At 54.7% G+C, this 19,427-nt stretch carries 15 protein-coding genes and 1 pseudogene; 7 read left to right on the plus strand and 9 right to left on the minus strand.

Annotation, left to right across the window (positions count from 1 at the left end):
* Nucleotides 1-18 precede the first annotated feature (18 nt).
* Nucleotides 19-1,089: a YeiH family protein gene (locus KAJ71_RS03255; protein ID WP_248944360.1), complete on the minus strand. Its 1,071-nt coding sequence runs from the start codon at nucleotides 1,087-1,089 to the stop codon at nucleotides 19-21.
* A gap of 383 nt (nucleotides 1,090-1,472) precedes the next feature.
* On the opposite strand from KAJ71_RS03255, the gene yieE reads away from it, so the two are divergent.
* Entirely contained in the window at nucleotides 1,473-2,360 is an 888-nt protein-coding gene (gene yieE / locus KAJ71_RS03260; RefSeq protein ID WP_248944361.1) for a DNA-binding transcriptional regulator YeiE, read from the plus strand.
* A gap of 134 nt (nucleotides 2,361-2,494) precedes the next feature.
* Entirely contained in the window at nucleotides 2,495-3,976 is a 1,482-nt protein-coding gene (locus tag KAJ71_RS03265) for an amino acid permease (protein WP_248944362.1), read from the plus strand.
* Nucleotides 3,977-4,103: 127 nt separating this feature from the next.
* On the opposite strand, the gene KAJ71_RS03270 is transcribed toward KAJ71_RS03265, so the two are convergent.
* The 5 genes from KAJ71_RS03270 to puuR all read right to left on the minus strand — a co-directional run bounded on the left by KAJ71_RS03270 (nucleotide 4,104) and on the right by puuR (nucleotide 10,857).
* On the minus strand, nucleotides 4,104-6,089 hold the full coding sequence (locus KAJ71_RS03270; RefSeq protein WP_248944363.1) for a ligand-gated channel protein: 1,986 nt from the start codon (nucleotides 6,087-6,089) through the stop codon (nucleotides 4,104-4,106).
* Nucleotides 6,090-6,332: 243 nt separating this feature from the next.
* A complete protein-coding gene (locus tag KAJ71_RS03275; protein ID WP_248944364.1) occupies nucleotides 6,333-7,328 on the minus strand; it encodes an ABC transporter permease in 996 nt (331 codons plus the stop codon).
* Nucleotides 7,325-8,836 (minus strand): sugar ABC transporter ATP-binding protein, encoded by a 1,512-nt coding sequence (locus KAJ71_RS03280; RefSeq protein WP_248944532.1) that lies wholly within the window; start codon nucleotides 8,834-8,836, stop codon nucleotides 7,325-7,327. The genes KAJ71_RS03275 and KAJ71_RS03280 overlap by 4 nt, the downstream gene beginning before the upstream one ends.
* A 162-nt stretch (nucleotides 8,837-8,998) precedes the next feature.
* On the minus strand, nucleotides 8,999-10,279 hold the full coding sequence (locus KAJ71_RS03285) for an NAD(P)/FAD-dependent oxidoreductase (RefSeq protein WP_248944365.1): 1,281 nt from the start codon (nucleotides 10,277-10,279) through the stop codon (nucleotides 8,999-9,001).
* Between the two features lie 20 nt (nucleotides 10,280-10,299).
* Entirely contained in the window at nucleotides 10,300-10,857 is a 558-nt protein-coding gene (puuR, locus tag KAJ71_RS03290; RefSeq protein WP_021805845.1) for an HTH-type transcriptional regulator PuuR, read from the minus strand.
* Between the two features lie 397 nt (nucleotides 10,858-11,254).
* On the opposite strand from puuR, the gene KAJ71_RS03295 reads away from it, so the two are divergent.
* Nucleotides 11,255-12,673: a glutamine synthetase family protein gene (locus KAJ71_RS03295; RefSeq protein WP_248944366.1), complete on the plus strand. Its 1,419-nt coding sequence runs from the start codon at nucleotides 11,255-11,257 to the stop codon at nucleotides 12,671-12,673.
* Nucleotides 12,674-13,159: 486 nt separating this feature from the next.
* On the plus strand, nucleotides 13,160-14,533 hold the full coding sequence (locus KAJ71_RS03300; protein ID WP_065683227.1) for an APC family permease: 1,374 nt from the start codon (nucleotides 13,160-13,162) through the stop codon (nucleotides 14,531-14,533).
* Nucleotides 14,534-14,667: 134 nt separating this feature from the next.
* On the opposite strand, the gene sbcB is transcribed toward KAJ71_RS03300, so the two are convergent.
* Entirely contained in the window at nucleotides 14,668-16,095 is a 1,428-nt protein-coding gene (sbcB, locus tag KAJ71_RS03305; protein WP_283106625.1) for an exodeoxyribonuclease I, read from the minus strand.
* 82 nt (nucleotides 16,096-16,177) lie between these two features.
* A complete protein-coding gene (locus KAJ71_RS03310) occupies nucleotides 16,178-16,381 on the minus strand; it encodes a DNA polymerase III subunit theta (RefSeq protein WP_248944367.1) in 204 nt (67 codons plus the stop codon).
* A 76-nt stretch (nucleotides 16,382-16,457) separates the two neighbouring features.
* On the opposite strand from KAJ71_RS03310, the pseudogene KAJ71_RS03315 reads away from it, so the two are divergent.
* A pseudogene (locus KAJ71_RS03315) lies at nucleotides 16,458-16,872 on the plus strand (NAD(P)H-binding protein); the annotation flags it as partial.
* Between the two features lie 76 nt (nucleotides 16,873-16,948).
* Here the strand turns inward: KAJ71_RS03315 and KAJ71_RS03320 are convergent.
* Nucleotides 16,949-17,695, minus strand: a complete 747-nt coding sequence (locus KAJ71_RS03320) for a S24 family peptidase (RefSeq protein WP_248944368.1) — start codon at nucleotides 17,693-17,695, stop codon at nucleotides 16,949-16,951.
* Nucleotides 17,696-17,867: 172 nt separating this feature from the next.
* On the opposite strand from KAJ71_RS03320, the gene KAJ71_RS03325 reads away from it, so the two are divergent.
* Together KAJ71_RS03325 and tmaR are read left to right on the plus strand one after the other, a co-directional pair.
* Nucleotides 17,868-18,935, plus strand: coding sequence for an FUSC family protein (locus KAJ71_RS03325; RefSeq protein WP_248944534.1), 1,068 nt, complete (start codon nucleotides 17,868-17,870; stop codon nucleotides 18,933-18,935).
* A gap of 161 nt (nucleotides 18,936-19,096) precedes the next feature.
* On the plus strand, nucleotides 19,097-19,414 hold the full coding sequence (tmaR, locus tag KAJ71_RS03330) for a PTS system regulator TmaR (RefSeq protein WP_024528076.1): 318 nt from the start codon (nucleotides 19,097-19,099) through the stop codon (nucleotides 19,412-19,414).
* The last annotated feature ends 13 nt before the right edge of the window (nucleotides 19,415-19,427 follow it).

A 19,427-nucleotide genomic window follows, 5' to 3' on the forward strand; every position in this document is an offset into this window, starting at 1 on the left:
TCGGGCCTGAAGAGGGGATCACAGCAGGTGCTGTACTAACAGGTTGATTGCACCGCCGCCGATGATCAGCCAGACGAACAGCAGCGTTGCCAGCAGAATGGGTTTTACACCTGCCTGACGTACCGCGCTAATGTGGGTGGTCAGACCCAAAGCGGCCATTGCCATGGCCAGCATCCAGGTGTCGATGGTGATCAGATGTTGTACCAGCGTGGCTGGAAGCAGGTTGAACGAGTTCAGCCCGGCAACGGCGATAAACAACACGGCAAACCACGGAATGGTGATGGCCGATTTTTCACTCTTGCTGCCGTTACCGGCCCGGCGGCTGATATAGCCAGACAGCAACAGCAGGAACGGGGCCAGCATCATGACGCGGATCATCTTGGCGATCACCGCCGCGTTTTCTGCATCCGGGCCGATGGCATGGCCAGCAGCAACCACCTGAGCCACTTCATGGATTGTCGAACCCGCGTAAATGCCGAAGGTTTCCTGCGTCAACGGCAGCCACTGGAAGTGCTCATTCAATTGATACAGCCACGGATAGGCAAAGATCGCCAGCGTACCAAACACCACCACGGTGGAGACAGCGACGGCAACCTTGCTGGAGTCTGCCTTCAACACCGGCTCGGTGGCCATCACGGCTGCGGCTCCACAGATGCTGCTACCGGCACCGATCAGCATGGTGGTTTGGCTATCGAGGCCGAACACTTTTTTACCCAACCAGCAGGCCAGCAAGAAAGTGCTGCTCAGGGTCAGGGCATCGATAATGATCCCGCTGGCTCCCACGTCGGCAATTTGCTGGAAGGTTAAACGAAAGCCATAAAGAATAATCCCCAGGCGCAGCAGCCGCTGTTTGGCCAGCTGTACACCAGTATGGCAGCTAGGCTGCAACCAGGGATAAAGCGTGTTGCCGACCAGTATGCCGAACAGGATCGCCAGCGTCAGGGCGCCTAATCCCAACCCGGCAATCCAGGGGACATCACCTGCCCAGACCGAAAATGCGGTCAGTGCGCCGGTCAGCAGCAAGCCTGGTATCAGTCGTGGTAATCCAAACAGGGGAAAACGCTGTTCGGGATAGGTGTGACTCGCCATGATTATTTCGTCCTCTGCTAAATTCCTGAGCACAATGATAAAAGCAGGTGACCTAAAAGAGAAATTGATTATATATTTATAACCTATCTGAATAAGTGGTTTATTACCTGAACGGATCGGCTACGCCACCAAGCCTGATGTTGTAAACGTGTTAATCTTATAAGGCAGGGCGGTTATCTTACCGACGCCGTGTGGTTGATGTTTTGTTTTTAATTTAAATGGTTTTGTCTTTTACCCTATGGATTTCAAGTTGCAGCTAGGCGACAAGCTTGTTCATCCCCAGGAGCTTACTTTTGTAAGTGACTGGGGTGGACAAGCGCAGGTAACAACGCTGCAGCTTGAAAGACGACGGGTATAACCATTCTCTTTATGTCGAGGCTGTTATGCATATCACTTTGCGCCAACTGGAAGTTTTTACCGAGGTGCTGAAAAGCGGGTCAACCACTCAGGCCTCAGTGGTATTGGCTTTATCACAATCGGCGGTTAGCGCGGCGCTGGCCGATCTGGAAGGACAACTGAAGGTTTTGTTGTTCGACCGCGTGGGTAAACGCCTGGTGACCAACGAACATGGACGCTTGCTATACCCTAAAGCACTGGCTCTGCTGGAGCAGGCAGGGGAAATAGAACAGCTGTTCCTGCATGATAGCGGCGCGTTACGCATCGCCGCCAGTAGTACTATCGGCAACTATATGCTGCCAGAAATGATCGCCCACTATCGCAAAGATTTTCCTGCTACTCCGCTGGAATTGAACGTGGGCAATAGCCAGGAGGTGATTGTTGCTGTCGCCGATTTTCGTGTCGATCTGGGGTTGATTGAAGGGCCGTGTCACATGCCTGAGCTGGTCACTCAGCCGTGGCTTGAAGATGAACTGGTGGTGTTTGCCGCTCCAGATAACCCATTGGTACAGCAACCGGTTACCCTGGCAACGCTGGCCAGCGCCCCTTGGATCCTGCGGGAGCGGGGGTCTGGCACGCGGGAAGTGCTGGATCATCTGCTGCTGGCGCATCTGCCAAACTTCCAGTTGGTGATGGAGTTGGGCAACTCGGAAGCGATCAAACACGCGGTACGCCACGGCATTGGCATCAGTTGCCTGTCACGGCGCGTAGTGGAAGAACAGCTGGCTAGCGGGGCGTTGGTGGAACTGAGTATCCCTCTGCCGCCATTGATGCGCACACTGTACCTGATCCATCATCGGCAAAAACACATTTCCAATGCACTACAGCGTTTCTTGGGCTATTGCGTTGGGCAACATTCGCTCAAGATCACATAACGTCATCATTAGGGCCGTTGCTAATAATTGGCTGTGGATTATGAAGCTATCTTATATCAGGGCAATGTTGCTAGTTCGCTGGCGGGTATTTGTTACAATCCGGCCCTCATTTTTGACGAGCAGATAGGGTAAGAATGGCTCAGCAGGATATAAAAACAGCGGGGCAGCAAGCACCCGGATTACGCCGCGAGCTGAAAGCGCGGCATTTAACCATGATTGCCATTGGCGGTTCCATCGGTACCGGCCTGTTTGTTGCCTCTGGCGCAACGGTTTCCCAGGCAGGCCCAGGTGGCGCACTACTCTCCTATGCATTGATTGGTCTGATGGTGTATTTCCTGATGACCAGCCTAGGTGAGCTGGCGGCGTTTATGCCTGTTTCAGGTTCGTTTTCCACCTATGGTGCCAAGTATGTTGAAGAGGGCTTCGGCTTTGCGCTGGGTTGGAACTACTGGTACAACTGGGCGGTAACCATTGCGGTCGACCTGGTGGCGTCACAGTTGGTGATGAACTACTGGTTCCCAGACACGCCGGGCTGGATCTGGAGCGCCCTGTTCCTTGGCCTGATGTTCTTGCTTAACTACATCTCGGTCAAAGGATTCGGTGAAGCGGAGTACTGGTTCTCGCTGATTAAGGTGAGCACGGTAATTATCTTTATCGGCCTTGGTGTACTGATGATTTTCGGCATCTTGAAGGGCGGTGAGAATGCCGGTTGGCACAACTGGACGATCGGCGATGCGCCGTTTGCCGGAGGCTTCTCAGCCATGATCGGCGTGGCTATGATCGTCGGCTTCTCGTTCCAGGGCACCGAGCTGATCGGTATCGCGGCGGGTGAGTCGGAAGATCCGGGCAAGAACATTCCGCGCGCGGTGCGTCAGGTGTTCTGGCGTATTTTGCTGTTCTATATCTTCGCGATCCTGATCATCAGCCTGATCATTCCTTATACCGATCCAAGCCTGTTGCGCAATGACGTGAAAGACATCAGCGTCAGCCCGTTCACGCTGGTATTCGAACATGCTGGCCTGCTCTCTGCGGCGGCGGTGATGAACGCGGTGATCCTGACTGCGGTACTCTCTGCGGGTAACTCCGGGATGTATGCTTCAACCCGTATGCTGTTCACGCTGGCTTCGGAAGGTAAGGCACCACGCATTTTCGCCAAACTGTCAAAAGGCGGTGTGCCGCGTAATGCGCTGTATGCCACCACCGTCGTAGCGGCGCTGTGCTTCCTTAGCTCGATGTTTGGTAATCAGTCCGTTTATCTGTGGCTGCTCAATACCTCGGGTATGACCGGCTTTATCGCCTGGTTGGGGATCGCCATCAGCCACTACCGTTTCCGTCGCGGCTATATCATGCAAGGGAACAGCCTGAGCGATCTGCCTTATCAATCCGGTTTCTTCCCGTTGGGGCCAATGTTTGCCTTCGTGCTGTGCTTGATCATCACGCTTGGGCAGAACTATCAGGCCTTCCTGGCAGATCGTATTGACTGGTACGGTGTGACGGCAACCTATATCGGTATTCCACTGTTCCTGATTATCTGGTTCGGCTATAAGCTGACGCGCGGCACCAAAGTGGTGAAGTACAGCGAAATGGAATTCCCGAAGTGGAACCCTGATAAGTAAGCGATTAGCTCTGGACGCGGCGGGTTACCGCCGCGTTATCTCCCCCCTCAAAAATCCCCCCAGCTAAACGCCAACTAAAAAAAGGGCCGCACGATGGCAGCCCCTTGATACAAACTATGTTTGGCAATCAGAAGTTGTAAGTCAGACCCACGGTATAACGACGGCCATCCAGCGTGGTGTTGAAGTGTTCGTAATCCACGGTTTTATCCAGAATGTTGTAAACCCCACCGCTGAGCTGCAGGTTTTTAAGCGCCTGGTAACTCACCCCGGCATCAACAAAGGTATAGGATGGTGTGCTGACCGCCATTGAGGTTCGGCTCAGGTATTCCGAGGTTTCGCTGCGGAAGTTAACACGTGACCACAGGCCGAGATCCTCAGTAGCTTGCCAATCCAGCACGCCATTGATCATGTGCTTCGGCATCTTGTTCAGCGCCTTGCCCTGGAACTCACCGCTCTTCTGTTCAGACTCGGTAAAGGTGTAGTTGGTGCTCAGCTTCCAGTCTTCGGTGATCTGCCAACCGGTGGTGACTTCGATACCGCGCATATTGGCTTTATCCACGTTGACGCGGTCGCTGACGAAATCATAGTGCTCGTCGCCGATGGTGCAGGCTGGATCGCTTGAACTGTTGCAGCGGCGAACCTCGGTGATCTTGTCTTTGAAATCGGTGTTGTACAGGGTGATACCCGCGTTCAGCCCCTCCTGGTTATCCCACAGGATGCCGACCTCTTCACTGATGCTTTTCTCTGGTTTCAGATTCGGGTTACCCACGATGATGCCATTGGTCACGCCACCGCCGGTGATCTGACCCCAGTTGGCAGACGATTGACGCAGGTCTGGCGAGCGGTAGCCTGCAGACACCCCGCCTTTCACGGTCCACATCTCCGTCAGGTGCCATACGCCGTACATGCGTGGCGTCCAGTGGCTGCCGTAGTTCTGATCGCGATCCATACGGATCCCGGTGGTCAGGCTAAAATCGTTGGTCAGTGCCCATTCATCTTCGGCGAACAGCGCCCAGCTCCAACGGGTCAACTGGTCCAGACCGTCGGCCGCCTCAAGCTGGTTGCCACCGTCACTCAGCTTCTCGTAGCGATATTGCCCGCCGAGGTTCAGCATGTGTGAGCCGAGGTCAAACTGGGTCTGGGTATTGAAGATGGTGTTGTACATCTTCATGTCGCGCCCTGGGTTATTGGTCTCTTCCCGCTGAATGTAGCTGGTGCTGTTACCAAAGTCGTAATAGCCGTTATGCGTGATGGAGTAGTTATTACGGGTATACAGGTTGTCGCTGGAGGAGTTTGGCTTACAGACGCCTTTGCGGCAGTTTTCTGATGCTACCGATTTACCCGGCGTGCTGTTACGATCTTGCAGGGAACGGCCGATTTCGAAATCAAAATCGTTCTTCTCATCCGGCGTCAGGTTGAATACCGCGGTGCCACTGCGCATCCGCTGTTCGTTGAAGCCATTGGTGAGGTGATCTTCCCCACGATGGGAGAACAGACCATTTACCCGCAGGCCAAGTAGACCATCGATCAGCGGGCCAGAGGCGTAGGCGTTGGTCTGGTAGATATCACCGGAATCCCGGTCTTCCTGAATGGTGGCATCGCCTTGCAGGGAGCCAACCCAGTCTTTAGTGGTGGAGGTTTTGCGCGTGATAATGTTGATTACCCCGCCCATGGCATCGGAGCCATAGAGTGAAGACATTGGCCCGCGCACCACTTCAATGCGTTCGATTGCCTGCAATGGCGGCAACCAACCTTGTTCGATACCGGCGTTATCGTTGTTAGGGCGAGTGCCACGCGTATCGACACGTTTACCGTCGATCAGGATCAGCGTGTATTTGGAGGACATCCCACGAATGCTGATATCGCTGCTGCTGGCACCGCCGGTTACCACTACGCCCGGCACGTCTTTCAACGCATCGGTGACGTCACGATAGGCGCGGGTTTCCAACTGTTGGCGTGGGATCACCGAAATGGTGGCCGGCGAGTCTTGAATTCTCTGCTGGAAACCGGAGGCGGTGACCACCATGGTATCTGCAGTTTGTGCCAGAGCGCTGCCGCTGGCGAGTGATGCGAGGATTAACGCGATTAAAGTGTTATAGCTTGGCTTTTCCATTGGTTAAATATTCCCGTCCCGAGGTCACAGGTTTTCCTGTTAGTTATTTGATTTAAAAGAATATGTTTTCACGCTGCCGCGAGAATTTCCGTTTCATCAACAAAGCGTCAGGCCATTGTAAGGAAATTCATCGAAATGTAAATGCAAATGATAACTCGTATCATTTGTATATTTGATCAGTAATTTGTTGAAACTAGAGGAGGGGTATAGCACCCGGCGCAGCGCAGTGCTGCGCCGAGGTGATCAGCGTTTCTGGATGTAGGTGATCGCCAGTGCCAATGCCAGCACCAGCCCTTTAATGATATCCATGGCGTAGTAGGGCACAGAGAGCATCACCAGGCCGTTTTGCAACACGCCCAGGATAATCGCGCCAACCAGGGTACCCAGAGCGTTCGGCTTTCCGGAGCCAGCCAAGGAGAAGCCGATATAGGCCGCCGCCACCGCATCCATCAGGTAACCGCCCCCGGCGTTAACCTGTGAGGAACCGATACGTGACGCCAGCAAAATACCGCCAAGGCCCGCCAGCAGGGAGGAAAGCACGTATGCGGTAACCCTGTAACGTACTGTGCGAATGCCGGAAAGCCGGGCGGCCTCCGGGTTACCGCCAATGGCATACATTCGGCGGCCATGCTTGGTCAACGACAGGAAAAGCTGCATGACCACCGTCACCACCAGCATAATCAGTACGATCACCGGCACTTGTCCCAGTGTGGAGAACACCTCTGGGATCACGCCTTCGGCCATGTCGCCGTTTGGCAGCACCATATTCTGGGTGATGGAGCCGCCGTAGCTGTAGGTCATGGCTACGCCCTGGATAACAAACAGGCTGGCGAGCGTGGCGAGCATATCGGGGATTTTCAGCACTACGATCAAAAAGGCATTGAACAGGCCGACTAACGTACACAGCAGCAGCGTCAGCACGATGGCGCCGGTAGTGCCGAAGCCGTACCAGGCAAATAACGAGATCACCAACGCATTAGCTAATGAAGCCGTTGAGCCAACGGAGAGATCGAAACCACCTACCGAGAGTGAAATCGACACGCCAATGGCAATCACCGTCACGATGGCGATCGAGCGCAGAATGTTGATGATGTTGTTGGCATCGAGGAAATTGTCGGAAGCCAGGCCAAACAGCGTGATCAGTGCGACAACGGTGAGCAACATCCCCCATTTATACAAAAACTCAAACAGCTGGTGGCGCCAGGGCAGAACGCTTTTCAGGGATAATTCTTTACTCACGCAGGAGTTCCTCCGGTGGAATAGAGTAACAGGGTTTCTTCATCAATATCGGCGGCGTTCAGTTCCGCCACCACGCGGCCATCCCACAGCACGCAGATGCGATCGCACAGGCCCACCAGCTCGGAAAACTCGCCGGAAGCATAGATAATGCCTTTGCCATCACGTGCCAAACCGTCAATCAGCCGGAACAGATCCTGTTTGGCTTTGATATCTACGCCTTTGGTGGGTTCGTCAAAGATCAGCACATCGGCGTTGCCACGTAACCATTTGCCGATCGCCACTTTTTGCTGATTGCCGCCAGACAGGCGCGCCAGCTTTTGCTGTGGGCCGGAGGCCCGTACGCCGAGTCGTTGCATGATCTCAAGCGCCCAGCGCAGTTCCTGGCGGCGGCTGAACAGGCTCCAGCGGGAGAAGCTGTCATCGGCGCTGACGCTCAGGTTCATCGGGATGGCTTCGTTGATAAAAATGCCTTCCTTGCGGCGCTCTTCCGGCACCAGCGCCAGGCCTTGCTCTACCGAGAGATGCGGTGAGTGCGGTGCCCAGGGTTTGCCGTGCAACTCTCCCCGCGTCGATTTGCTGGGGGTTGCGCCAAACAACGCTTTACAAAGCTCGGTCTTACCTGCGCCCGCCAGCCCGGCAATGCCGAGGATTTCCCCCTGATGCAGGGTTAACGAAACGTCACGCAGTTTATGGCGATCGTGCAATCCCTCTACCCGCAGCAACGGGCGCGAGCCGTGTGGTGGGCGGGAGGCAGGGAAGATGTCGTCCAGCGAATGGCCAAGCATTTTCTCGACGATCTGTTCACCGCTAAGGCCTTGCATGCTGCCTTCACTGGCATGACGACCATCGCGCAGTACCGTCAGATGGTCGCAGACGGTTTTCAATTCGTGGATGCGGTGGGAAATAAACACGATGCCGATACCTTCGGCGCGCAGGCGGCGCACGATGTGGAACAGGCGCTCGCTCTCGGTACTGTCCAGCGGAGCCGTCGGCTCATCAAGCACAAGAAAACGGCAGCGGTGGGATAGCGCCCGTGCCAGCAGCACCTGCTGTTTCTCCGCCAACGTACAGGCTTCCAGGCGTTGGCGTGGGTTGATATTCAACCCAAGCTGCTGCAACAGCGTGGCGGCCTGGCGGTGCAACTTCCGCCAGTTCAGCAGATGGCCCGGCTGATTGAGCCAGTCCAGCATGATGTTTTCCGCGACGGTAAGCGTGGGGATCAGCGCCACATCCACCTCCTGCTGCACAACCTGGATCCCGTGCTGGCGTGCCTGTAGTGGTGAATGAATATCGACCTTTTGGCCGTCGATAAAAATTTCACCCTGGTAATGGCTATGCGCGCCGGAGAGAATTCCCATCAGCGTGGATTTGCCCGCGCCGTTGGCCCCCACCAGCGCATGGGTCGAACCACCTTGCAGGGTGAAATCGACGTTTTGCAGTGCGTTGAACCCGGCAAAGGCGATGGAGATATTGCGCATCTCCAGGCGTGAAGCGGTATTGGTCGGCATAGTTTGGCTGAAGACGTTGCGCCCCTCGTGTTTCAAATCGCGGCGTGGTGGCGGCAACGTGAAATTCATTTGGATGTATAGACGGCTAAAGAAACTCTTTTGTAACACGAATTGCCATTTTTGCAACATGCAAAATGACATAACTCAGATCAAAAGCGGTATTCAGAACCCTAAGCGATCGCGCAAGGCGTAATAGGCGGCACCTAGGGCGGTAAATGGCACCTGTAAATGGCGGCCACCGAAGAACGGCAGATGGGGTAGTTTGGCAAAAGCATCAAAGCGTTCCGCATCGCCACGCAGCACTTCGGCAATCAGTTTGCCTGCCAGATGAGTCAAGGTCACACCGTGACCGCTGTCGCCTTGCAGGTAATAGACGTTGTTCTCCAACCTGCCAAATTGCGGCATGCGCGACAGGGTCAGCAGGAAATTGCCGGTCCAGCGGTAATCAATGCGCACCTTCTTCAACTGCGGGAAGGTTTTGAGCATCAAAGGCCGGATCCTGGCGTCGATATCCGCTGGATCCTGTGCGCCATAGACCACGCCACCGCCGTATAACAAGCGGTTGTCGGCCGTCAGGCGGAAGTAATCCAGCAGATAGTTGCAGTCTTCGACGCAGTAATTATCCGGCAACAGGGAAAGGGCCATATCCGCAGATAAAGGCTCGGTGGTGATGATTTGTGAGCCGCAGGGCATGCTCAAGCGGCTGAGGCGTGGTTCTAATTTCTGCCCCAAATAGGCATTGCCCGCCAGGATCACCAAACTGGCGCTGACGGAACCCAGCGCTGTGTGTAGCTTGTTAGGTTGGCCATAATCGATATGGGTGACTGCTGATTGTTCAAATAGTCGACCGCCATGGCGGCGTACCGCTTCGGCCTCGCCCAGCGCCAGATTTAACGGATGCAGATGGCCACCGTGGCGATCCAGCAACCCGCCGACATAGCGTTCGCTGGCAACGGTGCGCCGCATGGCTTCCCCGTCGAGCAGTTCCAGTTGCTGGTGGTCATAACGCTGCCAATGCGCCATTTTTTCTTTTAACGCGCCGAATTGTTTGTTGGTTAAGGCGGCGGAAACCGCGCCGGGGCGATAGTCACAGGCGATGGCGTAGCGATCTATACGCTGGCGAATAATCTCTGCGCCTTCAAACATCATGCTGCCGAGCATCGCTGCGGTCTGCTGGCCGTAGCGAGCCTCGATCACATCGATATCGCGGCTGTAAGAGTTGACCACCTGTCCGCCATTGCGCCCGCTAGCTCCCCAACCGATGCGTGCGGCTTCCAGCACCACCACGTCGTAACCGGCCTCGGTCAGATGCAGGGCGCTGGAGAGGCCGCTAAAACCGCCACCGACGATGCAGACATCGCAGCGGATAGCCTCGTTCAACTGGGGATAAGGAGCGTGGGGGTTGGCGCTGGCGGCATAATAGCTGGCAACATGTTCCATCATCACTCCTCCGGCGGATCTTGTCAGAAGGTGGTTGGGGTATGCGCGCTGACGATCTTGCAAACGCGCGTTGAGGTATTGCTGAAGCTGTGGGGCATGCCGGTGTTGATGGCATAGCTCTGGCCAGCCGTCAGCAGATAGGTCTGGCCGTTGACCGTCAGCATGATCTCCCCTTCGAGCAGCGTACCGATCTCTTCGCCCTGATGCTTGATCTTCTCACCGGTGGTGGTGCCCGGTTGATAGGTCTCCAGCATCATGGCCAGGCTGCGGGTAGGGCTGCCGTTATGCACCAGCTTCATCGAAACGCCTTGGCTGCCGATCTCGATCAGATCGTCCGGCTCGATCACCACTTTGGGTTCATCTGGCCGTTCAGGTTCAGCAAAAAATTCAGACAGCGATAGCCCATAGACCTTCAGCAGTTTCTGCAGCGTACTGATGGCAGGGCTGACTTTGTCCTGCTCAATGGTGCTGATGGCGCTGTGGGTTAATCCGGACAGTTCGGCGACCCTACGCTGTGACAAACCCAAGTGCTGACGGATCTGCGACAGGCGCTTGCCTGGTGCCAAGCTGACTTCGCTCATAGCGGTAGTTCCTTCTGGTAGGAGCGACAGGTTGGGATCACACCCGGAGCCGGGTACCTGTCTGAGTGATATCGAAACCACATGATATCGGTAGTTGGGTGGCCGTTGTAAAATATATTGCCCATGTTTCCCCCTGGTCTGGCGGAAGAAATTCTGTACCAACAAAGCGCAAACAACGCCTTTTCGGTCAATATTTTATCAATTTAGCAGTCTCTGGCGAATAATCAAACGCCATTGTAACATTTGCAAACCATTTATGTTAAAGCTATGTTTCATATTATGGGTGTTATTTTGAGCGCCAGCCTGTGGCGCACTCTACAGAGAAATCAAACCATGTGTTAAGTCAATCGGCAAGCGGATGCGAAGGCATTCCCAAGAGCACAACGGCAGGTGATGTATGCAAACCAATAGCGCAGTAGTAGAAGATTTTGCACAGCATAATGAAGAAAGGCGAAGTAGCGCGTTCCAAAGTGAGGTTGCTCACTATTTGGAACGCCATCCTGCCACGCAGTATATCGATATCCTTCTCACCGATCTCAATGGTTCCTTCCGCGGTAAGCGCATTCCCATCTCCGGGTTGAAAAAAGTTGAAAAAGGCTGCTATTTCCCCGCCTCGCTGTTTGCAATGGATATTTTGGGCAACGTGGTCGAAGAGGCCGGGTTGGGCCAGGAACTGGGCGAGCCGGATCGGATCTGCATGCCCGTGCCCGGTACGCTGACGCCGTCGGCGGCGGATCCGGAACACATTGGTCAGGTGCTGCTGACTATGCTGGATGAAGATGGTACTCCCTTTGACGTTGAACCCCGCAATGTACTGAACCGAATATGGCAGGCGTTGCGCCAGCGCGGACTGTTCCCGGTGGTAGCGGTAGAGCTGGAGTTTTATCTCATTGATCGACAGCGAGACTCGGCAGGATATCTGCAACCGCCGTGCGCACCAGGCACCCAGGAGCGCAACGTACAGAGCCAGGTCTATTCGCTGGATAATCTGAACCATTTTGCCGGGGTGCTCAACGACATCGACACGCTGGCACAGATGCAAGGGCTACCAGCGGATGGTGCGGTGGCTGAAGCCTCCCCCGGCCAGTTCGAGGTGAACCTGAATCACACCGACAACGTGCTGCAAGCCTGCGATCATGCGCTGGCGCTGAAGCGCCTGGTGCGTCAGGTGGCTGAGCATCACCATATGCATGCCACCTTTATGGCGAAACCTTATGAGGATTACGCGGGGAGTGGTATGCACGTCCATCTCAGCGTGGTAGACAGCGCGGGGAAAAACCTGTTTGCCGAAGCGGATGGCGAAGACTCGGCGCTGCTGAAGCGGACATTAGCCGGGATGATCGCCTTGATGCCCGCGTCGATGGCGGTGCTGGCACCCAACGTCAATGCGTTCCGCCGTTTCCAACCGGGGATGTATGTGCCGATCCAGGCGTCCTGGGGGCATAACAACCGTACCGTGGCGTTGCGTATTCCCTGTGGCGATGCGCAGAACCACCGTGTGGAGTACCGGGTTGCCGGTGCCGATGCCAACCCCTATCTGGTGGTGGCGACGATCCTGGCGGGGATGCTGTACGGGCTAGATACCGAATTGCCGCTACCTGAGCCAGTGACGGGCAACGGTTTGGAGCAGGAGGGGCTGCCTTTCCCGATCCGTCAAAGCGATGCCCTGTACGAATTTGAGCATCAGCACGAGCTGACGCACTACCTCGGTGAACGCTTTTCACAGGTTTATCTCGCCTGCAAAATGGGGGAACTGATGCAGTTTGAACGGTTGGTGACGGAAACAGAGATCGACTGGATGCTGAAAAATGCCTGATGTCAGGCACCCTGATGGCGAGGAAGGGCGTTTTTCCGGATATTAAGCAAAAGAATTTGTATTAGAAGGTTTCAGGATCTTGTCTTTCTGTGATCTTATGGCAGAATACGCGACATGCAGATAGCCGACGTTTTAACGCGTCGGTTATTTTTTTTGCATTATGTTTTACCAACGTGCGTTTCATACATCAAGCGAGGCCGGACATCGAGCCGGATAGATAAATAGGTTCGTCGCGATCAACCAAAACTTTATGGTCGTGACTCATGAGGATAAGAACGATGGGGCAATTTTACACCTTGGCACCGGTGCCCGCCGGTTTCCGTTGCGGTCGCAGCGATTATGGAGCAACACAGGCGATTGTGCCTAGTTATCCAGCTTCCCTCATCCCCCTTTTAGAATTTAGTCGCACGTTGCGAAGTTTCCCCGCAACCTTGAGTCTTGGCGTGTCTATTATCCGCAAGACTGAAGGTAAGGGGGGGCTACGCGATGTCCGATAATATCATCACCGCTGCACCAGCTGCCGGCCAACGCGCCCAACTGCGTAAAACACTGACTTTAGTCCCGGTTGTCATGATGGGTCTGGCCTATTTGCAGCCCATGACCATCTTTGACACCTTTGGCATCGTCTCCGGCCTGACCGACGGTCACGTCGCGACCGCGTACGCCTTTGCTCTGCTGGCGATCCTGTTTACCGCCCTGAGCTACGGCAAACTGGTGAAGAAATTCCCTTCCGCCGGTTCTGCCTATACCTATGCCCAGAAAGCCATCAGCCCGCACGTCGGCTTTATGGTGGGTTGGTCATCACTGCTGGACTACCTGTTCATGCCGATGATCAACATCCTGTTGGCAAAAATTTACCTGGAAGCCATTTTCCCGGGTGTACCTTCGTGGATCTTCGTTGCGGCCCTGGTTGCCTTGATGACGGCGTTCAACCTGCGTGGCATCAAGCTGGTAGCCAACCTGAACTCCATTATCGTAGTGGTACAGGTGGCGATCATGATCGTGTTCCTGGGTCTGGTGATTAACGGTATCTCCCACGGTGAAGGTGCTGGTACGCTGGTGAGCAGCCGTCCGTTCTGGTCTGACAACGCGCACGTGGTGCCGATGATCACCGGTGCGACCATTCTGTGCTTCTCGTTCCTCGGCTTTGACGGCATCAGCTCGTTATCCGAAGAAACCAAAGATGCAGAAAACGTGATCCCGAAAGCCATCTTCCTGACGGCCTTGATCGGCGGCGTGATCTTTATCGTGGTGTCGTACTTCGTGCAGCTGTACTTCCCGGATATCTCGCGCTTCAAAGATCCTGACGCCTCACAGCCGGAAATCATGCTGTATGTGGCTGGCAAGTTCTTCCAGTCGGTGATCCTGGTGTTCTCGTGCGTAACCGTATTGGCTTCCGGTATGGCATCTCACGCGGGTGTTTCCCGTCTGATGTACGTCATGGGCCGTGATGGCGTATTCCCGGAGCGTTTCTTCGGTTATGTGCATCCAAAATGGCGTACTCCGGCGCTGAACGTGCTGTTGGTTGGCGCGATTGCGCTGTCTGCCGTTTCGTTCGATCTGGTCACGGCTACGGCACTGATCAACTTTGGTGCATTGATCGCGTTCACCTTCGTTAACCTGTCGGTGATCTCGCAGTTCTACATTCGCGAGAAACGTAATCGTACGCTGAAAGACACCTTCAACTACCTGATCCTGCCGGTGTTGGGAGCGTTAACCGTCGGTGCATTGTGGGTCAACCTGGAAGTCAGTTCGATGACGCTGGGTCTGGTCTGGGCGGCGATTGGCCTGCTGTATCTGACGTTTGTCACCCGCAGCTTCAGCCTGCCGGTGCCACAGGCAAGCGAAGACGTGGCTTAATCAACTCGTCTGCCTCGCGATAGCAAAAAGGGTTCCACATGTTGGAACCCTTTTTATTACTAACAAATCTTATCCGACTCGCTGTGTAGGGGCGCCGCATGCTGCGCCCGTTAATCAATGGAAAAGCACAGGGTTTAACCCACCAACTGTTTACCGTAGTCAAACAGCGCTTTCAGCAACGCCATCTTCTCTTTATCCCCTTCGTGCAGGTTGTACAGCGACTCCAGCTGCAAGATATAACTCTGTACGCGTTCGGCACTCAGCACCTCCTGGCGGTGCTGCAACCAGCGGCGTTGCTCGGCGTCGTCCAGCGTATTCGGGTAGTTACGGGCCCGGAAGCGGAACAGCAGCTCTTTCATCCGACCATCGCTGAAGGTCAAATCCAGCGCGGGCAGATTCTGCGGTTTGGTTTGCTGAATGATCTTCATCGCTGCCTTGTCGGCATCGCTGAAGAAACCGTCGTACAGTTTGGCATCCACATCATCGATCGGGGTGAAAGGTGCGGCTTCGGCAAATAGGGCCACTACTTTTTCGCGGATCTCCGGGTGCTGACGCAGCACCTTCAGGTTCTCCAGGCAAGCCTGACGATCAATGCCTAGTCTGTCTGCGTTTTCTGGCAGCAACGTCTTGGCCGGAGCCAGCACCGGGCATTTATTGATATGCACCAGTTTGATCGGCACTGGGGCCTGATCGGCAGCCAACCGATCGCGGCGGGTGTAGAGGCGTTCACGCAGCTCATCGGCATTCAGCTCCAGCAGCGGGGTAATATCCCCTGCCAGATCGCACATAATCACCGCATTTTTATTGTCTGGGTGCCAGGCCAGCGGTGAAACCCAACTGGTGTTACCTCGTGCTGCGCCAAACATGCCGGAAACGTGCATTAACGGCGTCATTTCCGCGACGTCGATCAGCGCATTGAGCTTGTGTTTGTTGCGGTGCTGCAACAGGTAATCAAACAGCCTTGGCTGTGCCTGTTTGACCAGCTTGGCCATGGCGATGGTGGCATGCACATCTGACATCGCATCGTGAGCGTGTTCGTGTTCAACGCCGTTGGCACGCGTCAGATGTTCCAGACGGAAGCTGGGGAAGCCATCTTCGTTTTCTGGCCAGACGATGCCTTCCGGGCGCAGGGCGTAGCAGGCCCGCATCACGTCCAGCAGATCCCAGCGCGAATTGCCGTTTTGCCAACTGTAGGCGTAAGGGTCGTAGAAACTGCGGTAAAAGATGTTGCGGCTGACTTCATCGTCAAAGCGGATATTGTTGTAACCCAGAATGCAGGTGCCAGGGACGCTGAACGCTTCGTGGATACGGCGAGCAAACTCGGCCTCGTTAACGCCTTTGGCCAGCGCCTCTTGTGGCGTGATGCTGGTGATCATCACCGCTTCGGGATCGGGTAGGTAGTCATCGGCTGGCGCACAGTAAAACACCTGCGGTTCTTCGATAATGTTGAAATCCATATCGGTACGCACCCCGGCAAACTGCGCCGGGCGGTCCATTGACGGGCTTTTGCCGAAGGTTTCGTAGTCGTGTATGTAGAATGTGGCCGGTGCCTTGCTGCTCAAAGTCGCATCTCTTGTTGGCGTAGGGAATAGCCCTATTGTAACGGCGCGATCACCGATGCCAAGTATTGGTTAATGCTTAACGTTAAATTGAGTGGCGCTGCGCAGTACGATAGAAGTTCAGCCGTTGCTGAAAGTAGCCGCGTAGATGCGTGGGGACGTGCGTTTCGGCGCTTTCCCACTCGGTGGCGTAGCCGTAGCGTTCGCTATAAATGATTTTGAGTGCCAGCAAATCGGTTTGGATCCTTTCACGTTCTTGCTGGGGTAGGCCATCCAGTGGTTGTGGCATGTCTTTCTCCCTATTCGATAGCGCATAATATGAGGCTAAAGAGAATTTGTCGCTACCTCATTCAGGGCAAAATGTTCACAGCGCCGATGCACTGGTGATGCTGCTCAACCGCGAGAGGCTGGATAACGATGTTTATCATATTTCGGCGGGGGAGGAGAGCAGTGTCAGTTTTGCGGATATCGATCATGCTATCGCCGCCGCGCTAAGAGGAGCCACCGGTGGGCGATCGCTATGCACAGGTCAGCTACGAAGCTCTGTTGCAAATGCGCAAACAGCTGAAGGGTATCTTCGGGCCGTGCAATGAGCGCCTGATGCTGAAAGCGATGCGCCTGTATGGTTCCTTTGCCATGCTGAACGTGCGTTTTAGCAACGAAAAAATCCTCAAATTGGGCATGCCTAAACCGCCACGCTTTACCGACTATATCGGTCGTTGTGTGCAATCGACCCGTGGGCTGTCGATACCGCAGCAAATGGCGGTGGATTTCAAATAGCGGTTGGGTGGTTCATTGCGTAGGGGCGCTGCATGCTGCGCACGATTAGCCGCATGCAAAGCCCGATCCCAGGCTCTTACCAGGAGGAAGAAGACCAGAATACCCGGCCCAGCACCACCAGTTGCTCTTTGCGCTGCGGATAGCTGAGTAGTTCATCTTGGTACTCTTCCCGGTTCAGAGAGCGGATGACCACGCCACCGTCGGGCTGTTCAATCAGGATCTTGACCCGTAACAGATTGCCGTGGCGGATCGCATAGGTTTTCCCTTCGCGGATGCGGGTATCGACGGTATTGATGCCCACCACATCGCCATCCTGCAGCCGGGGTTCCATGCTGGAGCCAGAGATGCGGATAATACGTGCCGCATTTACCGGCACCCCCATCTTGTGCAGGTAGTAACGGCGGAAGATCAGCGAGAACTCCTCGCTATCGACAATTTCGTAGCAGCCGTCACCGGCGGAGAAATCGATATCCAGCAAGGGGATCTCCACAAACTCTTCCTTGTCTTGCTCGGTATCTTCCCATACCACGGGTTTGAGCCGTGCCGGTTGGAAATCCGATTCGGCCGCCACGTTGTCAAACGGCTGTTCCAACGCCTTCTCATGGAACACATCGAACCAGCCTTTGGGCAAGCCGAGTTTGGCCTCAATGCGTCTGGCGAGGTTGTCGCCCAGGTTGCGGGAGGATTTTTCACCGGTGATCTGGCTCAGCGTTGGCGCAGAAGACTCCACCAGGATCGCAAACTCATTCTGGTTGGTACCTTGCCGGGCGAAATGTGCCATCAGATCGCGCAGGTTGTTGCGCCTGATTTCTTTGGTTTCCATGCGCTGATAGTCTCACTCTTTAGCAAAAAGGTAAATCCTCTGCCGCTAAAATCTTTAGCGCAAACTTAAACTTCACCTAATCAAGAAACATTTTTCAACAGCTTGTGTTGTACGTCAGCCAGGTTCTTCCACTAAAATAAGGGTTTTACAGCAGGGTACGGTGAGAACAAGCGTGCGTCTGGATAGAAAAATTTCTTCTTTTGAACAACTGATCTACCGTAATTACCGTATCGTTCATGGGGTGCGGATCGGGTTGGCCTTTATCCTGACTTTCCTGCTGATCCGTCTGTTGGCGGTACCGGAAGGCACTTGGCCGTTGATCACGCTGGTAGTGGTGATGGGGCCGATCTCCTTTTGGGGCAATGTGCTGCAACGGGCGCTGGAACGTATTGCCGGTACGGTGTTTGGCGCGGCCTCTGGCCTGATTGCGCTTTACCTGGAGCTGTACTCGCTGCCAGTGATGCTGGCCTGGTGCGGGGTGGTGATGTTTGTCTGCGGCTATCTGACGCTGGGCAAACGGCCCTATATGGCATTGCTGATCGGCATTACGTTGGCGGTGGTGTGCGGTGCCGGGGCTGGCGATATGACTGTCGCACTGTGGCGTAGCGGCGATGTGATTTTTGGTTCGTTGCTGGCGCTATTGTTTACCAGCATCTACCCGCAGCGAGCTTATGTGTTGTGGCGAATGAAAATGGCGGATTGCTTGGAGACAGTCGGGAAGATCTACGGCGCTTACCTTTCACCCAACATGATTGAGCGGCCCCGGTTGGAACCTCGGCTCAAAAACTTGTTGGGCGATGTGGTGAAGCTACGCGCACTGATCGCCCCCGTCAGCAAAGAGACTCATATCGCCAAACCGGTCTTTGAAGCGGTACAAACCCTGAGCCGCAACCTGGTGTGTACGCTGGAGCTTCTGGCCGATGCTTACTGGGCTTCGCGTGAAACCCATTTTATTATGCTCAATGCCAAAACCCTACGTAGTTCACAGGTGTTGACGCAGCGCGCGATCGAATCGTTGGCGAATATTATGCGGGATGGTGAAGCCCTGCATGCGCAGGCCATTGCCGGGGAACTGAGCGAAATCTCCGCAGAATTGAAAGCATTAATGCAAGAGGCCAGTGCAGCACGACTCAGCGAAGCACCTATTTATGGCTATGTCTGGCTGAGCATGGAACTGGCGCAGCAGTTGGAAGAGCTGGGCGATCTGCTCAAGGTTTGTACGGCCAACGGGCGTGAATAGTGGCTCAGATCATGAAGCAGGCGCATCGGGATAGGGCCAAGGCGCTAAAGTGGGTAAGATAGGGCAATGACAGTTGTGTCTGACGGCCACAACCCTGTATCTTGGTATCATTGTGGCCGTAAGCAAATGAATCTGTGTATTACTAAAGCAAGGGTATAAAGATGGATAATGCAAATAAGCCGAGTTTCCAGGACGTGCTGGAGTTTGTGCGTATGTTCCGCCGTAAAAACAAGTTACAGCGTGAAATTGTCGACAACGAAAAGAAAATTCGTGACAACCAGAAGCGTGTGCTGCTGCTCGACAACCTGAGCGAGTACATCAAGCCGGGTATGAGCATTGAAGACATTCAGGGCATCATCGCCAACATGCGCGGTGACTATGAAGATCGTGTTGATGATTACATCATCAAAAATGCCGATTTGTCGAAAGAACGCCGCGACCTGTCCAAAAAACTGAAAGCGATGGGCGAAGTGAAGTAATTCGCGTTATGCA

The organism is Serratia silvae, from assembly GCF_023282985.1.
GTDB lineage: Bacteria > Pseudomonadota > Gammaproteobacteria > Enterobacterales > Enterobacteriaceae > Chania > Chania silvae.